Source organism: Streptomyces sp. NPDC058308 (assembly GCF_042880275.1).
GTDB lineage: Bacteria > Actinomycetota > Actinomycetes > Streptomycetales > Streptomycetaceae > Streptomyces.
In genome coordinates this window covers 145471-164013 of the sequence record NZ_JBHVZA010000016.1, presented here as the reverse complement: position 1 = coordinate 164013, position 18543 = coordinate 145471, and the positions used below count along the sequence as shown (strand labels likewise).

18 protein-coding genes are annotated in these 18543 nt (G+C 73.3%); 12 read left to right on the top strand and 6 right to left on the bottom strand.

Annotation, left to right across the window (positions count from 1 at the left end; all coding sequences use genetic code 11):
- The first annotated feature begins 127 nt into the window (after positions 1-127).
- The 4 genes from ACFVYL_RS22660 (at position 128) to ACFVYL_RS22645 (ending at position 3510) form a co-directional block, all read left to right on the top strand.
- A complete protein-coding gene (locus ACFVYL_RS22660; RefSeq protein WP_389718937.1) occupies positions 128-1675 on the top strand; it encodes a bifunctional phosphatase PAP2/diacylglycerol kinase family protein in 1548 nt (515 codons plus the stop codon).
- Between the two features lie 187 nt (positions 1676-1862).
- Entirely contained in the window at positions 1863-2546 is a 684-nt protein-coding gene (locus ACFVYL_RS22655) for a helix-turn-helix transcriptional regulator (protein ID WP_389718936.1), read from the top strand.
- A gap of 77 nt (positions 2547-2623) precedes the next feature.
- A complete protein-coding gene (locus tag ACFVYL_RS22650; protein WP_389718935.1) occupies positions 2624-2749 on the top strand; it encodes a hypothetical protein in 126 nt (41 codons plus the stop codon).
- Between the two features lie 77 nt (positions 2750-2826).
- A complete protein-coding gene (locus ACFVYL_RS22645) occupies positions 2827-3510 on the top strand; it encodes a glycerophosphodiester phosphodiesterase (RefSeq protein ID WP_389718934.1) in 684 nt (227 codons plus the stop codon).
- Between the two features lie 30 nt (positions 3511-3540).
- Here ACFVYL_RS22645 and ACFVYL_RS22640 read toward each other — a convergent pair whose 3' ends face one another.
- Positions 3541-4092 (bottom strand): GNAT family N-acetyltransferase, encoded by a 552-nt coding sequence (locus tag ACFVYL_RS22640; protein ID WP_389718932.1) that lies wholly within the window; start codon positions 4090-4092, stop codon positions 3541-3543.
- An 82-nt stretch (positions 4093-4174) separates the two neighbouring features.
- Between ACFVYL_RS22640 and ACFVYL_RS22635 the strand changes: the two genes are divergently transcribed.
- Positions 4175-4567 carry a VOC family protein gene (locus ACFVYL_RS22635; RefSeq protein ID WP_389718931.1) on the top strand — a complete coding sequence of 131 codons (393 nt, stop codon included), beginning with the start codon at positions 4175-4177 and terminating at the stop codon, positions 4565-4567.
- 11 nt (positions 4568-4578) lie between these two features.
- Here the strand turns inward: ACFVYL_RS22635 and ACFVYL_RS22630 are convergent, their stop codons facing one another.
- Positions 4579-6117 carry a carboxylesterase/lipase family protein gene (locus tag ACFVYL_RS22630; RefSeq protein WP_389718929.1) on the bottom strand — a complete coding sequence of 513 codons (1539 nt, stop codon included), beginning with the start codon at positions 6115-6117 and terminating at the stop codon, positions 4579-4581.
- Positions 6118-6407: 290 nt separating this feature from the next.
- Here ACFVYL_RS22630 and ACFVYL_RS22625 point away from each other — a divergent pair, with 290 nt between their 5' ends.
- Positions 6408-7754, top strand: a complete 1347-nt coding sequence (locus tag ACFVYL_RS22625; protein ID WP_389718927.1) for an NAD(P)/FAD-dependent oxidoreductase — start codon at positions 6408-6410, stop codon at positions 7752-7754.
- Positions 7755-7814: 60 nt separating this feature from the next.
- Here the strand turns inward: ACFVYL_RS22625 and ACFVYL_RS22620 are convergent, their stop codons facing one another.
- Entirely contained in the window at positions 7815-8351 is a 537-nt protein-coding gene (locus tag ACFVYL_RS22620) for a MarR family winged helix-turn-helix transcriptional regulator (RefSeq protein ID WP_389718926.1), read from the bottom strand.
- Positions 8348-10078, bottom strand: coding sequence for an FUSC family protein (locus tag ACFVYL_RS22615; RefSeq protein ID WP_389718925.1), 1731 nt, complete (start codon positions 10076-10078; stop codon positions 8348-8350). The genes ACFVYL_RS22620 and ACFVYL_RS22615 overlap by 4 nt, the downstream gene beginning before the upstream one ends.
- 251 nt (positions 10079-10329) lie before the next feature.
- Between ACFVYL_RS22615 and ACFVYL_RS22610 the strand changes: the two genes are divergently transcribed.
- Positions 10330-10884, top strand: coding sequence for a DUF5134 domain-containing protein (locus ACFVYL_RS22610; RefSeq protein WP_389718923.1), 555 nt, complete (start codon positions 10330-10332; stop codon positions 10882-10884).
- Here ACFVYL_RS22610 and ACFVYL_RS22605 read toward each other — a convergent pair.
- The gene (locus ACFVYL_RS22605) at positions 10874-11536 is read right to left on the bottom strand and encodes an HAD family hydrolase (RefSeq protein ID WP_389719015.1); all 663 of its coding nucleotides are present in this window, start codon (positions 11534-11536) and stop codon (positions 10874-10876) included. The two genes, ACFVYL_RS22610 and ACFVYL_RS22605, sit on opposite strands and share 11 nt — an antisense overlap.
- A 140-nt stretch (positions 11537-11676) precedes the next feature.
- Here ACFVYL_RS22605 and ACFVYL_RS22600 point away from each other — a divergent pair, with 140 nt between their 5' ends.
- The 3 genes from ACFVYL_RS22600 (at position 11677) to ACFVYL_RS22590 (ending at position 14382) form a co-directional block, all read left to right on the top strand.
- Positions 11677-12612 (top strand): M56 family metallopeptidase, encoded by a 936-nt coding sequence (locus tag ACFVYL_RS22600; protein ID WP_389718921.1) that lies wholly within the window; start codon positions 11677-11679, stop codon positions 12610-12612.
- A 192-nt stretch (positions 12613-12804) separates the two neighbouring features.
- Complete coding sequence (locus tag ACFVYL_RS22595) at positions 12805-13491, top strand: phosphatase PAP2 family protein (protein WP_389718919.1); 687 nt, start codon at positions 12805-12807, stop codon at positions 13489-13491.
- Positions 13492-13722: 231 nt separating this feature from the next.
- Entirely contained in the window at positions 13723-14382 is a 660-nt protein-coding gene (locus ACFVYL_RS22590) for a TetR/AcrR family transcriptional regulator (protein ID WP_389718918.1), read from the top strand.
- 172 nt (positions 14383-14554) lie between these two features.
- On the opposite strand, the gene ACFVYL_RS22585 is transcribed toward ACFVYL_RS22590, so the two are convergent.
- Positions 14555-16057 carry an LVIVD repeat-containing protein gene (locus tag ACFVYL_RS22585; RefSeq protein ID WP_389718916.1) on the bottom strand — a complete coding sequence of 501 codons (1503 nt, stop codon included), beginning with the start codon at positions 16055-16057 and terminating at the stop codon, positions 14555-14557.
- A 212-nt stretch (positions 16058-16269) separates the two neighbouring features.
- On the opposite strand from ACFVYL_RS22585, the gene ACFVYL_RS22580 reads away from it, so the two are divergent.
- Both ACFVYL_RS22580 and ACFVYL_RS22575 read left to right on the top strand, forming a co-directional pair.
- Positions 16270-16893: a DUF305 domain-containing protein gene (locus ACFVYL_RS22580; protein WP_389719014.1), complete on the top strand. Its 624-nt coding sequence runs from the start codon at positions 16270-16272 to the stop codon at positions 16891-16893.
- Positions 16894-17147: 254 nt separating this feature from the next.
- Entirely contained in the window at positions 17148-18515 is a 1368-nt protein-coding gene (locus ACFVYL_RS22575) for an FAD-dependent oxidoreductase (RefSeq protein WP_389718914.1), read from the top strand.
- The last annotated feature ends 28 nt before the right edge of the window (positions 18516-18543 follow it).

Genomic DNA, 18543 nt, shown 5'->3' with positions numbered 1-18543 from the left:
CCTCCTCAGAGCCTGCCTTTGAACCCCCGCCTGGGCAGCGACGCCCGGCACCGGAACGGCGCGCGGGCGTACCCCGTTCGGGCGACCATCGCGGGCCGCCGCCGTGCCGCCCTGATCAAGTGAGGCCATGACAGGACGCATCGGCAGCATCGACCGGCGGTGGTTCGAACGGGTGGCGTCGGCGCGGCTGCCGGGCGGAGAGCTGCTGCCGCCCCTCAGCGCCGCCGCCAACCACGGGCGTCTCTGGTTCGGTTCGGCGGCCGTGCTCGCGGCCGTCGGCGGCCCCGCTGCCCGGCGCGCCGCGCGGCGCGGGGCGGGCGCCCTCGCGCTGGCCTCGCTGACCACGAACGCCGTGGCCAAGTACGCCGTCCGCCGCCGTCGGCCCGTCATGACCGCGGTCCCCGCGGTCCGGCATCTGGGCAAGGCGCCGTGGACCTCGTCGTTCCCGTCCGGGCACGCGGCGTCCGCGACGGCGTTCGCCGTGGGGGTGGCCCTTGAGGCGCCCCGGTACGGCGCTCTGCTCGCGCCGGTCGCCGCCGCCGTCGCCTTCTCCCGGGTGTACGTGGGGGTCCACTACCCCGGCGATGTGCTCGCGGGCTGCGCGCTCGGCGCGGCCGCCGCGGCGGTCACCTGCTACTGGTGGCCGCCGCGCCCCTCGCCCGCGCGGCAACGGCGGACCCGGGTGGCGGCGCCCGCGCTGCCGGACGGCGAGGGGCTGGTCGTGGTCCTCAACTCCGGTGCGGGCAAGGGCGTTCCGGGGCGCATCCCGGCGCGCGAGCACCTGGAGCTGCTACTGCCGAAGGCCGAGATCCTGGCGCGCGGGCCGGGCGACGATCTCGACGAGGTGCTGGACGAGGCGGTGGAGCGGGCCGGAGGGCCGGGCGGGGTGCTCGGTGTCTGCGGCGGCGACGGCACGGTGAACGCCGTCGCCCGCCGCGCCGCGGCCGCCGGGATCCCGCTGGCGGTGTTCCCCGGCGGCACCCTCAACCACTTCGCCCTGGACGCCGGCACGTCCACCTTCGAGGACACCGCGCACGCCGTGCAGCGCGGCGAGGCCGTCCGCGTCGACCTGGCCCGGGTGCGCGACGGCGACGGCGCGGACGTCGCCGGCTTCGTCAACACCTTCAGCATCGGGCTCTATCCGGATCTGGTGCGCAAGCGCGAGAAGTTGGAGGGCCGCATCGGCAAGTGGCCCGCGGCGGCCGTGTCGTTCGTCGAGGTGCTGCGGACGGCGGCGCCGCTGCGCATCCGGCTCGACGGTCACGACCGGGTCCTGTGGCTGCTCTTCGCGGGCAACGGCCAGTACCTGCCGGACGGGCTCGCCCCCGCGCACCGGCCGCGCCTGGACGACGGTCTCCTCGACGTCCGCACGGTCGACGCGGAGGCGACGCTGGCCCGTACCCGGGTCGCCCTCTCCGCGCTGGGCGGTGCGCTGCGGCGCTCGCGGGTCTTCCGCGCCGAGCGCGTCGAGGAGCTCAGGCTCAGCGGTCTGGAGGACGTCGCGAGCCTCGCGTACGACGGCGAGACCGCCCAGGCGCCGGACGCCCTGCTCCTGGACAAGCGGTGCGCCGCGCTGACCGTCTACAGCCCGGCCGCGCCCCTGGACGAGATCGCGCAGCGGGCCCGCACCCTGACACTGGTGGCGAACCGCCGCCCGGGCGGCGACCGCGGCTGAGCTCCGCGCCGCCGCGGCGGGACCAAGCCGCGGACGGTTCGGGAGGTGAGGCCCGCCGCGCGCCGCGGCCCGCAGGACCCGCGGCGAGCCTTGCCGGACCTTGCCGGACCTTGCCGGGCCTTGCCGGGCCTTGCCGGGCCTTGCCGGGCCTTGCGCCCGGAGCGTGCGGTTCACTTCAATGCGGCGTATGGCAGCCCGTCGCACGACATCGCGCACCCCGTCGCCGCAGCAGGAAGGCCCGATGCCGCCGACCGCCTGGGCGGTGCTCGGTCTGCTCTCCTTCCCCGGGGAGCGGACCGGCTACGAACTCAAGAAGTGGGCCGACGCCTCACTCCGCTTCTTCTACTGGTCCCCCGCCATCAGCCAGATCTACGCCGAACTGCGCCGTCTGGAGGCCCTCGGGTACGCCACCTCGCGGCGCTCGGGGCCCGAGGAGCCGCGTACGAAACGGTCGTACGCCATCACCGAGGAGGGCCGCGCCGCGCTCGCGGCCTGGGCGGGCGGCGGCCAGGACGCCGGGCCGCCCGTCCTCAAGCATCCGCTGCTGCTGCGGGTCTGGCTCGGGCACCTCACGGCGCCGGACCAGCTGCGCGCGCTGGTCGCCGAGCACATCGCACGGACGAAGGGCGAGCTGAAAGAGGTGCGGGACGCGCTCGCGCGGGCGGGCGGGGCGCAGGCCTGGTCCCACCCCGAGGTGGCGCTGCGGTGGAGCGAGCGGCGGCTGGAGGCCGAGGTGGAGCTGGCCGAGGCGATGCTCGTGGACCTCGACGCACTGGAGGAAGCCAAGTCTCCGGGGGGCGCGGCGGCGTCCGCCCTCCCCGCTCCCCGCGGGCCCCGTCAACGCGGCGAGGACGCGCCCACCCCCGGGTGAAGCGACTGGCCCCGGTGGCGCTCCGAGCGGTAGGACGGCGGGGTCAGCCGTCCCCCGCCGTACGGAGCAGCGCACCCGTGAGCACCCGCGCCGTCCTGGTCGCCGCCCTGATCACCGGGCTCCTCCTCGGCATCGCCGGAACCAGAACGGACAGCTCCACGGACCCGCGTCCGCACGGTTCGCTCACCGTGTCGGGCCATTAGGCTGCGACATTGTCGCGCGGCTTCCTCCGTCCTCGCCGCGCGGTCGCCGAGCCTCCGTCGACGGAAGCGAGTGGACCTTGAACTTCCTCACCATCGGTCATCGCGGGGTCATGGGCGTCGAGCCCGAGAACACCCTTCGTTCCTTCATCGCCGCGCAGGCGGCGGGCCTCGATCTCATCGAGCTGGACCTGCATCTGAGCAAGGACGGCGCCCTGGTCGTCATGCACGACGCCGACGTGGCCCGTACGACCGACGGCAAGGGGCCGATCGCCGAGAAGACCCTGGCCGAGCTTCGGGAGCTCGACGCGGGCCGCGGGGAGCGCATCCCCACTTTCGAAGAGGTCCTGGACGCGGTGAAGGCGCCGCTGCAGGCCGAGATCAAGGACGTCGCGGTCGCGCGCGCCCTCGCCGACGTCATGCGCCGCCGCGATCTGGTCGCCCGGGTGGAGGTGATCTCCTTCCACGACGAGGCGGTCGCCGAGATCGCGCGGCTCGTCCCCGGCGTGCGCACCGCCCTCGTCGCCAGCCGGTACGGCACGGATGTGGTGGAGCGCGCGACGGCCGTCGGCGCGACCACCCTCGTCCTCAACATCCGGCGCCTGACCCTTGAGATCGTCGAGCGGGCCAGGAAGGCCGACCTGCGGATCATCGGCTGGGTCGTGAACACGCAGGACGATCTGCGCCTGGTGCGGGCGCTGCAATTGGACGGGGCGACCACCGACTACCCCGAGATCAAGCGGACGGGCCGCTTCACGGCGTGACCCCGCCCGCCGCCCGGACCCAGCCTCCGCTCAGACCAGCGGTTTGATCAGTAGCTCGAACCGCAGGTCGTCGCGTTGCGGGATGCCGAAGCGCTCGTCGCCGTACGGGAAGGGCGTCGTCTTTCCCGTACGGCGGTAGCCGCGGCGCTCGTACCAGGCGATGAGGTCCTCGCGGGCGTCGATCACGGTCATGTGCATCTCGCGCACGCCCCACGTCTCGCGCGCGGCCCGCTCGGCCTCGGCGATGATCACCTTGCCGAGGCCCGCGCCCTGCAGGGCCGGGCTCACCGCGAACATGCCGAAGTAGGCGTGGTCACCGCGGTGTTCGAGCTGGCAGCAGGCGACGAGTTCACTGCCCCGCTCGACGATGAGCAGCCGGCTCGCGGGCGACTCGATGACCTCGGCGACGCCCCGCGGATCGGTGCGCTGCCCTTCGAGGAGATCCGCCTCGGTGGTCCACCCGACGCGGCTGGCGTCCCCGCGGTACGCCGACTCGACGAGCGTGACCAGTGCGTCGACGTCGGCGGCGGTGGCGTCCCGGTAGGTGAGCTCGCCGGCTGAGGGGCGCGGGGCGGTGTCCATGGACCTGACTCTCCCGATGCTTGGCGCGATGTGTGGCTGCGCCGAGCCTAACCCCCGGCCACGGCGGCTAAGGTGCGGCCGCATGGTGCATGTACTGAGCGGCAGGACCCTGCTGCACCCCACCGACCCGGAGCGTTCCCGCGCCTTCTACGGCGACGCGCTCGGTCTCGCCGTCTACCGCGAGTTCGGCACGGGCCCCGAGCGCGGCACCGTCTACTTCCTCGGCGGCGGTTTCCTTGAGCTCTCCGGCCGCGCCGAGGCCCCGCCCGCACCGGGACTGCAGCTGTGGCTGCAGGTGGCGGACGTGCGGGCGGCCCACGACGAGCTGCTGTGCAACGGCGTCGAGGTGCTGCGCCCGCCGCAGCGGGAGCCGTGGGGGCTCGTCGAGATGTGGATCGCGGATCCGGACGGCGTCAGGATCGTGCTCGTCGAGGTCCCGCCCGATCACCCCATCCGCTACCGGCCGGGCATCTGAGAGCCTGTGCGCTACGGCTCCAGCAGCGGCAGCACGGAGAAGACGTGGTCCCGCCAGATCCGGCGAGAGCGTTCCTCCGGGTAGCGCGTGACGGTGGGCCGGGCGTCGAAGAGCTGCACGAGACGCCGCTCGGCGTCGTACGCGGGCCAGCCGGGCTCGCCCCCGGTGGCGAATGAGGTCCATGCGGCGCGCATCCGGGCGGACAGGGCTTCCGCCTCCGCGGTGGGCCCCGTGCCGATCAGCGCGGCGGGCTGGCCGCGGTCCAGCGCGCCGAAGACGAGGGGCACGTCGAGGCCGTGGCAGGCGCCGAGCACCCCGTCCATGCCCGGGGCGGGCCAGGTCAGTTCGTAGGCGTGGGCGCGGCCACCGGCGGCGATGTGCGCCTCGGCGAGGTGGAGGGTCGGCATGCGGAACAGTGCGTCGGACAGGACGAGTTCGTGCAGCTCGTCCGGGCCCGCCGCAGGGAAGGCCGCGCGGTAGCGGCGGGCGCCGTCCGGGTGCGGGGCGAAGGCGGCGAGGGCGGTCGCGGCCTGTTCCTCGCTCACCTGGCCGAGCAGTCCGTCGAGCGCGGTCAGCAGCCGCTGTTCGTGGCGGGTGTGGCCGACCATGAGGTCGATGTGCCGGCGGGCGCCGCCGGCAAGGGCCTGCCACGGGGTGACGGCCAAGGCCTCGCCGTCGACGACCGGTGAGAAGGTGACCGCCCGGAGCGCGGGCTCGCCCCAGCGCCCGGCCTGCCCTGCGCACTTGGCGCCGACCGCGTCCCCCGCGGCGGCCAGCAGGTGCGGGGACACCTCGGACAGGTCGGCCACCGTGGGCCGCAGCCCCAGCTCGGCGGCGCACGAGGCGGCGATGTCGGCGGCGAGCTCCGGCGAGAAGAAGGTGCCCTGCGCGCTCTGTGCGACGGCCCGCCCGAAGAGCCCGGCCGCGCCGTCCATCGCCAGGAGCGCGGCGACCGACCCGCCGCCCGCCGACTGGCCGAAGACCGTGACGCGGTCCGGATCGCCGCCGAAGGCGCGGATGTGCTCCCGCACCCACTCCAGGGCGGCGATCTGGTCGAGCAGGCCGCGGTTGGCGGGCGCCCCCTCGATCTGCCCGAAACCTTCCAGCCCCACGCGGTAGTTGAACGTCACCAGGACGACGCCGCCCTCACGTGCCAGGCATCCGCCGTCGTACTCGGGAAGGCCCGACATGCCGATGGTGTAGGCGCCGCCCTGGATCCACACCATCACCGGCAGACCCGCGTCGGGGCCGGGGTCGGGCGACCAGACGTTGACCGTCAGCCAGTCGTCGCCCGCCGTCTCCTGCGCCAGCGCGTCCATCCCGAAGTGCCCGCCCTGAGGGGGCGGTGGCCCGTACGAGACGGCTTCCCGCACCCCGCTCAAGGCCCGGACCGGCCGCGGTGCGGCGAAACGCAGCGCGCCGACGGGCGGCTCGGCGAACGGGATCCCGCGGAAGACGGCGACGCCCGCCTCCCGGGTGCCGCGCAGCGTTCCGGCCGCCGTACGGACTTCGGGCCGGGACGCGGAAGCCCCGGACTCGGCAACGGTCATCGCCAATCCCCCCTCTGCGCGGGCGGGACGCGATGCCCAGCACACACGTCGCCCGGACATCCCGCAGCATCCCGCCGCGCCCGGCCTCCGCGCCAGCCATTTACCCGGCCACTCGCGCGCCGGCCGGAGCAGCACCACAAAGGCCCCACCGCTGTGAACCACGTCACACGCGCAATCCATTCAGGATGCAGGGGTACAAGGCCACGGGTACGGTCCGCAGAAGATCATCCACGGCTCTGGCCACCTGACAGCCCTGAAGTCGATCTCCCACAGCTCAGGAGAGACATCACATGGCAGCTCCCCGGATCCTCATCGTCGGCGGCGGTTTCGCCGGCATGGAGTGCGCTCACAAACTGGAGAAGAAGCTCTCACCCCACGAGGCGGAGCTGCGGCTGATCAGCCCACAGGACCACCAGCTGTATCTCCCTCTGCTGCCACACGTCGCCTCCGGAGTGCTCACTCCGCAGTCGGTGGCGGTGCCCCTGCGCCGGATGCTGCGCCGCACGTCGATCATCCCGGGCGGCGCCGTCGGCATCGATCCCAAGGCCAAGGCCGTGGTCGTACGGAAGATCAACGGCGAGGAGGTCGTGGAGCGCTACGACTACCTGGTCCTGACGCCCGGCAGTGTGACGCGGCAGTTCGACATCCCCGGCGTCGACCGGTACGCGGTGGGCGTCAAGACGCTCGCCGAGGCCGCCTGGATCCGCGACCACGTCATCTCCCAGCTCGACCTGGCCGCGGCGAGCTCCAGCCGCGAGGAGCGGGAGCAGCGGCTGCAGTTCGTGGTGGTCGGCGGCGGTTACGCGGGTGTCGAGACGGCCGCGTACCTGCAGCGCCTGACCTGCGCCGCCGTCAAGCGCTACCCCGGCCTGGACGTGTCCCAGATCAAGTGGCACGTGGTGGACGTCGCGCCCAAGCTGATGCCGGAGCTCGGCGAGCGGCTCGGCGACAAGGCGATGGAGATCATGCAGCGCCGTGGCGTGAACGTCTCGCTCGGCGTGTCCGTGGCCAAGGTGACCGAGGACACCGTCACGCTCACGGACGACCGGGTCCTGCCGTGCCGCACGCTGATCTGGACCGCGGGCGTCGCGCCGAGCCCGCTCATCGCGACGCTGGGCGCCGAGACGAACAAGGGCCGGCTCGTCGTCCGGCCCGATCTGACGGTCCCCGGACTCGACGGCGTCTTCGCGCTCGGCGACGCGGCGGCCGTGCCGGACGTGGTCAAGGGTGACGACGCGATCTGCCCGCCCACCGCGCAGCACGCCATGCGCCAGGGGTGGGCCGCAGCGAAGAACGTGCTCGCGGCGCTGCGCGGCTTCCCGCTCGCCGACTACCGGCACAAGGACATGGGCCTGGTCGTGGACCTGGGCGGCATCCAGGCGGTGTCGAAACCGATGGGTGTGCAGCTGACGGGGCTGCCCGCCCAGGTCGTGGCGCGCGGCTACCACCTGGGCGCCCTGCGCACGGTGACCGCCCGCTTCCGCACGGCCGCCAACTGGGGCCTGAACGCGCTCGCGGGCGACGACTACGTACGCACGGGCTTCCAGGCCCAGCGCCCGGCCACGCTCAAGGACTTCGAGAAGACCGACGCGTACCTGACGCAGGACCAGATCGACGAGCGGGTGGCGGCGGCGTGAGGGCGAGGCCCGCGCTCAGAGCCTGTCTTTGAGCCCCCGCCTGCGCCCCGACGCAGGCCCTCAGCCCCGCCGCACCCCGATACGGCCCTCAAGTTGCGCCAGCAGCTCCCCCAGGAGTCCGCTGAGCCGTCCCTGCCCCACTCCGTCGAGAACGGACAGCACGACCGTCTCGTACGCGAGTTGCTCCGGCAGGATCGCGTCGACGAGGTCGCGGCCGGCCTCGGTCAGTCCGACGTGCGCGACCCTGCGGTCCCGTGCGTCCGCGCGCCGGTCGACCAGCGCCCGCTCCTGGAGGAGCTTGAGCCGCTTGGTGACGGCGGCACCGGACGAGAAGGTCTCCCGGGCCAGCTCACCCGGTGTCAGTTCGTGCCCGGTGCGGCGCAACGCGCCGAGCAGGTCGAACTCGGCGCGGGTCAGGCCCGCCCGGCGCAGCGGGGCGTCCTCGGCCTGCTGGAGGAGGGCCGCGCAGCGGTTGATGCGGCCGATCACCTCCATGGGCCCGGTGTCGATGTCGGGTCGTACCGCCTGCCACTGCCGCACCACCGCGGCCACGGTGTCCCCACCGGGGCCGGCCACCGGACCGTTCTCCGTCGTCATGCTCGTGCGCCCTCCCAGGCGTCGGCGGCCCTCGCGCGGGTCCGCGTCTCCTGACCGTCGTCTCCGCCCTGACCGTTCGGTCGGCGGACCGTCGCCGCGAGCGTACGGTGTCCGGCGCGCTCGGCGGCGAGCACCCGCTGTTCGGGCAGGGCGCGCTGCCACCATTCACCGGCGGCCGCGTCGGCGGCGGCGCGCAGGTCGACGAGGGCGGCCGTGAGCCGGCGGCGCGCCGGTTCGGCCGGGCCCGCGCCCGTGAGACCGGCCTCGGCCTGCTCCGTGGCCCGTTCGGCGGCGGCGATGGCGTGCTCGATGTGGTCGCCGGCGCGCCGGTTGGTGACGAGGACGGCCGCCAGCACGCCGAGCACGGCGCCGACGAGGGTGTCCACGACACGGTCGAGGATGAGCTCTCCGGGCTGCTGGAACCGGGCGAACTCGGTGACGAGGAGCGCCATCGGCGTCACGCACACGGTGCCGAGCCAGTAGTTGCGGGTGATCAGCGCCTCCGCCCCGAAGGCGAGGGCCAGGCAGCTCACGATGAGCTCGGCGTGCCCGAGGTGGGCGAACGGCGCGATCGCCGCGAAGGCGAGCACGCCGACGAGGTTGCCGACCACTCGCTGCACGCCCCGGTGCCAGGTGAGCGTGACGTTGGCCTGGTAGAGCGAGGCGGCGGTGACCAGCGCCCAGTAGGGGCGGCCGATGCCGAGCGCGAGCGAGCCGTACCCGGCGAGGGCGCAGCCGACGGCGGTGCGCAGCGCGATGGGCAGCAGCGGCGAGCCGGGCGCGAGCCGCCGCAACAGCGCAACCTTGGGCCCGGCGAGTTCGGCCGCGACGCCGAGCAGTTCGTCCGCCTCGCCGGGGCGCAGGCCGCCGGGGCGCGGTACGGCGCCCGTGCCGCGCAGTCCGGCCGCCCAGGAGCGCAGGGCGGCGGGGTCCGCCTCGGCGGGCGTGGCCAGGGCTTCCTCGGCGCGCACGACGAGGCGGGCCAGGGCGCGCCGGGCCGCGGCGGTGCGGGCGCCGGTGGCAAGGAGCGACTGCCAGGCGGCGAGCACGGCGCCCGCAGCGGCGGCGCGGGCCCGCTCGGCGCCCGCCCCGGTGGCGTCGGTGTGTGCGGCGTCCGCGTACGCGGCGGCGGCGTGCAGGGCGCGTGCGGTGGCCCGGCGCTCGGGTCCGTGCGGGCGTACCAGGGCGGGCGCCATGCCGACGAGCCAGGCGACCGCGCCGCCCAGGAGGGTGAGCGCGAGGTGGCCGGGGACCTGGCCAAGGCTCTGCGGCGCGAAGAGGGTCGCGGAGCTGATGAAGGTGAAGATCAGGTGTCCGGGCGGTCCGACGCGCGTGGCGTCGCAGAGCGTCTTCTGCGCGGCGGCGAGCAGCGCGCCGACCGCGACGAGGACCGCGGCGGAGCTCGTCAGGGACGCGGTGACCAGGGCGACGGCGATGCTCGCGGTCATTCCCGCGACGACCAGGGCCAGGGTCCGCGCACGGGCGGCGTAGGGGAGGTTGTGGGCGTAGAGGGCGCAGAACGATCCGGCCATCGTGTACATCACGAGGTCGAGGCGGCCGAGGGCGAGCAGCGTCAGGTTCGGTAGCCCGGTGGCCACGACCACGCTGCTCGCGGGCTTGAACCAGATGTCGGACGGCTTGCCCGGGCGCAGCACGCCGGCGAGGCGGAGCGGGCGGACGCGGGCGGGGCGGGGAGAGGGATGCGGGGACGGGGGCGTACTGCTCATACGAAAAGGTTAGCAAGTGTTTTACTCGAAAATGATTGAGTCGACGGAGAGAGACGGAGAGAAGGGCAGGCGGGCCGCGGACAGGGCGGGCACGAGCGCGCAGCCGCAGTCGGCGCCCCGCGGACATCCCGTAGCCCCCCCCCCGCCGCGCGTCCGCTCCCCCGTGCTCCCCATGCACCCCCGTGCGCTCGCGTACGGCACCGCGGCCCCGGGCATCGACCCGACGACACCGTCGACAGGGGGAGGGTGCGGTGCACGGACCGGCACAGGCCGCCTGGCTGCTCGTCGCGCTGTGCGCGGCGACCGGGGCCTACTGTCTGCTGCGGATGCGCAGCCGGATCGAGGAACAGCGCCGCACGGCCGGCGGCGAGGCACTCATGGGGTTCGGGATGGCGGTGATGGCGCTGCCCGCGGCCGTCGTCGCACCGCCGCGCTGGGCCTGGCTCGTCTACGCCGCGGTGTTCGGTACGGCCGCGCTGCACACCGGGTGGGCGGCCCGCACCGACCGCCACCACCTCCACCACCTGGTCGGCGCCTTCGCCATGGCCTACATGTCGGTGGCGATGGCCACGGCGCCCGGAGCGCACGCGGGCCACGGGGGCGCCGGCGTCCCGCTCCTGACCGGCACGCTGCTGCTCTACTTCGCCGGGTACGTCCTGTGGTCGGGCGCGCGGCTCGCCCCCCGGGCGGTCTCCGCCACGGCGGGCGGACCCGCGGTGCTCGGCTGGGCGGACCGCTCCGAGGTGGCGCTGGCGTGCCGCCTTTCGATGGGGATCGGGATGGTGGCGATGCTGCTCACGCTGTAGGCGCCGCCTCCCTGCGGGCGATCAGCGCGGCGAGCGCGGTGAGACTGTCGGTCCGCCAGTCCGCCGTGTCGACGACGGCCGGGTCGTCAGCCCAGTGGTACCCCCACGGGCCGCGCCTGATGTGCGCGGTCCGCAGTCCCGCCTGCTTGGCCGGGAAGATGTCGTGGGCGGGGTGGTCGCCGACGTAGAGCGTCTCGCGGGGCCCGGCCTGCGCCACTTCGAGCACCCGGGCGAAGAAGGCGGGGTCCGGTTTGGCCACGCCCCAGTCGCCGGAGGTGGCGACGAGGTCGGCGGGCAGGTCGAGGGCGCGCAGGAGCTCGGCCGCCCGTGGCGTTCCGTTGCCGGCGACGATGACGCGGACGCCGAGTTTTCGGAGACCGCCGAGGGCGGGGCGCACATCCGCGTAGAGGTCGGCCTCGCCCAGGTGTTCACCCCGGCCCGCGGACTCGCGCGCGCCGTGCGCGGAGGCGATGTCCATGTCCGGGCTGACGAGCCGGAGCGCGTCGGTGTGGTCCCCGCCCCGCGCGACGACGGCTCCGACGAGCGCGGAGAGGGTATGGCGCGGCACCTGCAGCCAGTCCGCCCAGGATGCCCAGTAGCGGTCGTCTTTGGTGAGGGTCTCCCCCACGTCGAACACGATGGTCTCGATCACCGTCAGCACACTACGGCGTCCCGGCGCCCCGGCCAGGGTCGTCACCCGTACGGGAAATACACCCGTGTCGGCCGTGGCGTGCGTCACTTGGAGTGAGAGCCCATACCCTCCGGTAGCCCAACCCTCATAGGCTGAGCGGCATGATGGTCCCCGTCGCACTGTTGCTGCTGGGCGCCCTGACCGCTGTCGTCGCCCCCCGGATGCTCGCGCGGGCCGACTGGCCGGAGCGCGAACCGGTGGTCGCGCTGTGGGCTTGGCAGTGCGTGGTGGCGGGTGTCCTGCTCTGCTGCGCGCTCTCGATGACCCTGAGCGCCGCCGCCGCGTGGCAGGCGGTGCGCGGCCACATCTTCGCGCCCGCGCCGCACGCCGTGGTCGAGGCATACGCCCTCCAGGCGCCCGGCCCTTGGGCCGCGGCCACCGCGGTGGCACTGGCCTGCGGCGGAGTGTGGACGGCGGTCATGCTGACCCGGGAGATCGCGCGGGCCCGCTCCCGGCGGGCCGAGCGGCGGGCCGAACTGCTCGTGCGTTCCCCGCTGTTGCCCGGCGAGGAGCCCGGCAGCAACCCGCTCGTCCTGCTGGAGGGCGAGCGCCCCGACGCCTGGTGGCTGCCGGGGCAGGCGCCCCAACTGGTGATCACCACGGCCGCGTTGCGCCGCCTGAAGGGCCGTCAGCTCGACGCCGTCCTCGCGCACGAGCAGGGCCACGCGCAGGCCAGGCACGACTGGCTCCTGCACTGCTCGGGTGCGCTGGCGATCGGCTTTCCGCAGGTACGGGTCTTCGCGGCGTTCCGCGACGAGATGCACCGCTTGGTGGAGCTCGCCGCCGACGATGTGGCCTCGCGCCGCTTCGGCCGTCTGACGATCGCCCTCGCCCTGGTCGAACTCAACGAGGACCGGGGCGTGTTCGGCCCCTGCCCGGCCACTCAGGCGCACGTCCCGCAGCGCGTGCACCGGCTGCTCGCGGCGCGCCCGCGCCTGACCACGGGACGCAGGCTCCGCCTCACGGCGACGGCGGCGCTCGTGCCGGTGATCCCCGTCCTGGTCACCTTCGTGCCGGGGTTGCGCGCGCTCGGCTAGGGCCCTTCTGACGGATCTCCGGGGCGGCAGGTGGCGCCCACTGTCCGGCGGAGGTCGGCCGGGTCTGGTGCGCGCAAATGCCGCCTTCGCCGACAGACATGACCGCGCGTACACGCCACAGCGCCGGGTACGCGCCACGCCCCGGGCTCCCCAGGATGGCCGCAGCTCTGCTCCGTCGGCAAGGATCACTCCATGCACCCCACGTCCACCGACTCCCCGACCCGACCGCCCCGCTCCCGTGCCACGCTCACCGCCGCGGTACTCACCGCGCCCTCGCTCCTGTTGCTCCTCCTGGTGGAGCTGGAGTGGCATCCGCTGCTCTCGCTGGACGGCGACATCGCGCGCACCACGCACCGCTGGGCGGTGGACAACCCCGGCGCCACCCGGGCCGGGCGGATCCTCTCCGACTGGGTGTGGGACCCCTGGGCGATGCGTGCGCTCTGCGCGGTGGCGGTGATCTGGCTCGCGGTACGCGGGGCGTGGTGGCTCGCGCTCTGGCTCACCGGTGCCTGCGCGGTGGGCTCGGCGGTGCAGCAGGGGCTGAAGGCGGCGGTCGACCGGCCACGCCCCGTGTGGCCGGATCCCGTGGACTCGGCGCACTTCGCGGCGTTCCCGTCGGGGCACGCGATGACGGCGACGATCGTCTGCGGTCTGCTGCTGTGGCTGCTGCGCAGGTACGGCGCGGGCCCCACCCTGTGGCGCACCTGCCTGGTCCTCGCCGTCGTCTCGGTCGTCGGGGTCGGCCTGACGCGGATCTGGCTGGGGGTGCACTGGCCGTCCGACGTGCTCGGCGGCTGGCTGCTGGGCGCCCTGACGGTGGCGCTGGCCGTGCTCACGTACGCGCGCGGTCCCGGCGGGCGCACCACGAACGGAACATGACCGCTCCTCGAACGGCTGCGGAGGATCCCGAACATGACGGTGCTCTCGTACGAACACGGGATCCAGAAGGCCGCCCTGCGGCTTGCGCGCTCGCGCCTGTGGGCAGGCAACACTCCCCCGCGGTGCTGCCTGCCCCAGGCTGCTGCGACCCGTGTGGAGTCTCGCTGGAGACTCCTCTCCGGGACACACTGAGTATACTGGCTCAGAGCCAGTCAACGCAGGAGTTACAGAATGTCCCCGCGTAGCCCGTCGGTCAATGAAGAATTGCGCAGACGTTCCCGGGAGCGTCTGCTGCAGGCGACGGTGGAACTGGTCGGCGAGCACGGCTACGAGGCCACGACGCTCGGCCACATCGCGGACCGGGCCGGTGCCGCCCGAGGTCTGGTGTCGTACTACTTCCCCGGCAAGCGCCAGCTCCTGCAGTCCGCGGTGCACCGGCTCATGCACCGCACGCTGCAGGCGGCCCTGGAGCGGGAGCCGGGCACCGATGACGGGCGCGAGAGGATGGCGCGGGCCGTCGACGCGATCCTGGGCCTTGCCCGCGACGAGCCGCTGCTCATGCGCACGCACATGGCGGGCATCCTGCAGGCGGAGGGCTTCGTTCAGTGCCCCGAGCAGCAGCGTCTCGCCGAGCTGCTGCGCGAGACCGTCGTGCGCTATGGATCGCCCGACGCCGACCGCGACTACCCGCTGCTGCGGGCGCTCCTGATGGGAGCGGTCTTCGCGCTGCTCATCCCGGGGGCGCCGATGCCGTTCTCGACGCTGCGGGCGGAGCTGTTCCAGCGGTACGGACTGGACTGGGAGCTCGGCGTCCCGCCGGACGGCGCACCGCCCGACGGAACGTCCCCGAACGGGCCGATGCGGCCCATACCGTCCGGTCAGCCGGGCTAGGTCCTGTCGTCAAACTCCCGTCTGCCTCGCGACGCCTGGCACGCACGCTCGCCGCGTTGTCGGGCTCATCCCGGTACGCCCAGTACCGGCATGACCCTCCGCCTTGCGATCGCACGCACCAGACGCCGCGAGGCCGCCCTCCGGGCGAACGACGCGAGTTTGACGACAGGGCCTAGTCGAAGTAGTCGGGCTGCGTCTGGACGTTGAGCTCGTGCAGGCGGACCCGCTGGGCGGAGTCGGTCCGCTTGTCGTTGATCTTCAGGACGTCGAGGCCCTTCTCGATGTCGTTCGAGTAGATCCGGCCGTTGTAGTAGTACGCGGACCACGCGCCCGCGGTGCTGATCTTGTCGGTGGAGCGCGGGCCCCGCTCGAAGTAGCCGATCTCCTTGGGCTTGCTGGAGTCGGTGAAGTCCCAGACGGAGACGCCGCCCTGGTACCAGGCCTGGACCATGAGGTCCTTGCCCTTGACCGGGATCAGCGAGCCGTTGTGGGCCACGCAGTTCTCGGTGTCGGCCTGGTGACGCGGGATCTTGAAGTAGCTCTTGAAGACCAGCTTGCGCTTGTCCCCCTTGCCCTTGATGTCATAGATGCCGTCGGCGCCGCGCTCGGGGCCGGTGGCCTCGTTGCAGGTGGCGGCGGACCCTCCGCCGAGCTCGTCGGTGAAGACGACCTTGTCCGCCTTCTGATTGAAGGTCGCCGAGTGCCAGAACGCGAAGTTGGTGTTGTCCTGGACCTGGTCGATGACCCGCGGGTTCTCCGGGTCCTTGATGGACATCAGGATGCCGTCGCCCATGCAGGCGCCCGCCGCGAGGTCCTTGGAGGGCAGCACGGTGATGTCGTGGCAGCCGGTGGTCTTGGAGACACCCGGGTTGGTCGGCCCGCCCGGGTTGCCTCCGCCGTCGGGGCCCTCACCGGGGAAGAGCACGGGGAAGTTGACGACCGCGGCCTTCTCCGGCGCCTTGCGCGGCACCTTGATGACGGTGATCCCGTCGTGCGGCGGCTGGCAGTCGGGGAACGTCGCGTTCGGGGAGTACGAGGAGACGTACACGTAGACGTTCTTGCGCTCCGGCACCAGCGAGTGCGTGTGGGAGCCGCAGGCGGTCTCGACGGCGGAGACGTACTTGGGGTTCGACTTGTCGCTGATGTCGAAGATCTTCATGCCCTCCCAGGAGGACTTCTCCGTGGCGGGCTGCGTGGTGCTGTTGCAGGAGTTGTCGCTGCGGGAGGAGTCGGTGGAGAGGAAGAGCAGGTTCCCGGAGACGGAGACATCGTTCTGCGAGCCCGGGCAGAGGACCTGCGAGACGGTCCTCGGGGCCTTCGGGTCGCTGATGTCGTAGATGCGGAAGCCGTCGTAGTTTCCGGCGAAGGCGTACTTCCCCTGGAACGCGATGTCGGTGTTGAACCCGGGCAGCGCGTCCTTGGGGATGTTGGCGAGGTGCTCGATGTTGTCCGAGTGGACGACCTCGTCGGGCGCGGGTATCTCCCCGCGCTCGATGGCCTTCTCCGCCCGGGCGGCGTCGCTCTTGGAGACGCTCTTCGGGGCGGCGGGCGAGTCGCCGGGGTCGGGGACGGCCCCCGCGGGGGCCGCGGTGAGCAGCGCGGCCAGCAGTCCGGCCGCCGCGGCGCCGACTCCCAGGCGTCTGCGCCTGGTTCGGGGATTGTTCAACAGGGTCACTGCGTCCTCCCTAGTCGCCGTTCTTATGTGAACGGTTCACGAACACCCGCAGTATCGTGCTCATCATGCTCAGATCAACAGAGGGCGCCGGTCTCTTCACGCGACTTTCCGGTCGCCGATGCTCATCCGCGTGCTAATACGGACCCCAACTCGCCCGTGTGCCACAGGAGGTCGCTGTGCTCAACCGCCGTACGTCCGCCGTCAGCGCGATCATGACGACAGCTGTCCTCGTGCTCGGGGGGTGCGACTCCGAGGCGGGCGGCGGGGGCAAGTCCGCTGCCGGGCACGAGGCGTCGCCCGGCCCCTCGGTGATTGCTCCGGGCAAGCCGGGTGAGAGCGCGGCGACGATGTCCGCGAAGGACGCCGCACGGCAGAGGGCCGAGGACGACTCCCCCAACTCGGCCGACTTCACCTACACGCAGATGATGATCGTGCACCACGGCCAGGCGCTGAAAATGACCGAACTCGCCCCCGCGCGGGCCGAGTCGAGCCGCGTGAAAAGGCTGGCTTCGCGCATCGCCGCGGCACAGAAGCCCGAGATCGGCGCGATGAAGGGCTGGCTGAAGAACCACGGCGGCCCGCGCGAGCACGCCGGGCACCAGCACGGGACGATGCCGGGCATGGCGAGCGAGGCACAGCTGAAGCAGTTGCGCGCGGCCAAGGGCGAGGCGTTCGACGAGCTCTTCCTGAAGCTGATGATCACTCACCACACCGGAGCGCTCACCATGGCCACGGATGTGCTCTCCGAGGGCAACAACATCCAGGTCGAGGAGATGGCGAACGACATCGTGGCGCAGCAGTCGAGCGAGATCGGCCGGATGCGGGAGATGGACTGACGCGGGGCGGGGTCCCCTCCCTCGCTCTGAGCGGCGCGGAACGTCAATAGATGATCTGTCCCGCACAGGCGCACGCCATCCGCGCCGTCACATCCGGCCGGGAACGGCACGCACAGGAATGCGCAGGAGCCGCGGCAGCGGCACCCTGACAGCGCAGGCTCCCGGCGCCCCGAGCCCCACGACCCCTGACATGCGCGCCCCGCGGGTGCGATCCTGAAACCGTCCCGGGGTCGCCTCGCGGAAGGAGCACCACCGTGCTGCAGGTCGCCGTCGTCGGTTCGGGCCCCAGCGGGGTGTACGCCGCACAGTCCCTCGTCCAGCAGGACCGAGTGCCGGACGTGCGGGTCGACGTGCTCGACCGCCTCCCCTGCCCGTACGGCCTGGTGCGCTACGGCGTCGCGCCCGACCACGAGAAGATCAAGTCCCTGCAGAACAACCTGCGCACGGTCCTCGAACACGAGCGCGTACGCTTCCTCGGCTCCGTCGAGATCGGCCCCGGCGCCCTGCCCCCGGCCCGGCTCCTCGACCTCTACCACGCGGTGGTCTACTGCGTCGGCGCGGCGGCGGACCGCAGGCTCGGGGTGCCCGGCGAGGACCTGCCGGGCAGCTACTCGGCGACCGAGTTCGTCTCCTGGTACAGCGCGCACCCGGACGCCATGCCGGCGGTGGGCACGCAGGGCGGATTCATCAGGGACGTGGACTCCGCCGTCGTCATCGGGGTCGGCAACGTAGCGGTGGACGTCGCCCGGATGCTGGCCCGCGGCGCCGCCGAACTCCTCCCCACCGACATGCCGGACGCGGCGCTCGGCGTGCTCGCGGACAGCCGGGTGCGCGAGGTGTCCATGGTGGGCCGGCGCGGCCCCTCGCAGGCGCGGTTCACCACCAAGGAGCTGCGGGAGCTCGGCGCGCTGCCGGACACCGACATCGTGGTCGATCCGGCGGAGTTGGCCCTGGACCCCGCGTATGCCGACCCGTCGGGTCTGCCCGCGGCGAGCCGCCGCAACGTGGAGGTGCTGCGCGGCTGGGCCGACCGCCCGCCGCAGGGCCTGCCCCGACGGCTCAGGCTGCGCTTCTTCCTGCGGCCCGTCTCGCTGACGGCGGGGGCGACGGGCCACGTCGCCCTGACCCGCTTCGAGCGCACGCTGCCGGACGGCCGGGGCGGGGTGACGGGATCGGGAGAGTACGAGGACATTCCGGCCCAGCTGGTGCTGCGCTCGGTCGGCTATCGCGGCGTGCCCATCGAAGGGCTGCCGTTCGACGCGGAGCGGGGCACGGTGCCGCACGCGGCGGGGCGGGTGCTGCGCGACGGCGCGCCCTCCCCCGGCGAGTACGTGGCCGGCTGGATCAAGCGCGGCCCCACCGGCGTCATCGGCACCAACCGTCCGTGCTCCAAGGAGACGGTCATGTCCTTGCTGGACGACGCCCCCGCGCTCGAACGGCGGCAGGTTCTGGCGGACCCGCTGGCCGGACTGCGCGCGGCGGGCGGCCGGCCGGTCGAGTGGCCCGGCTGGCTGGCGATCGAGCGTGCGGAGGCCGAGCTCGGGCACGCGCTCGGGCGGGGCGTCGTGAAGATCCCGGACTGGGAGGGACTGCGGGAAGCGGCGCGTCACATCTCCGGCTAGGCGGCACATCTCCGGCCAGGCGGCGCAC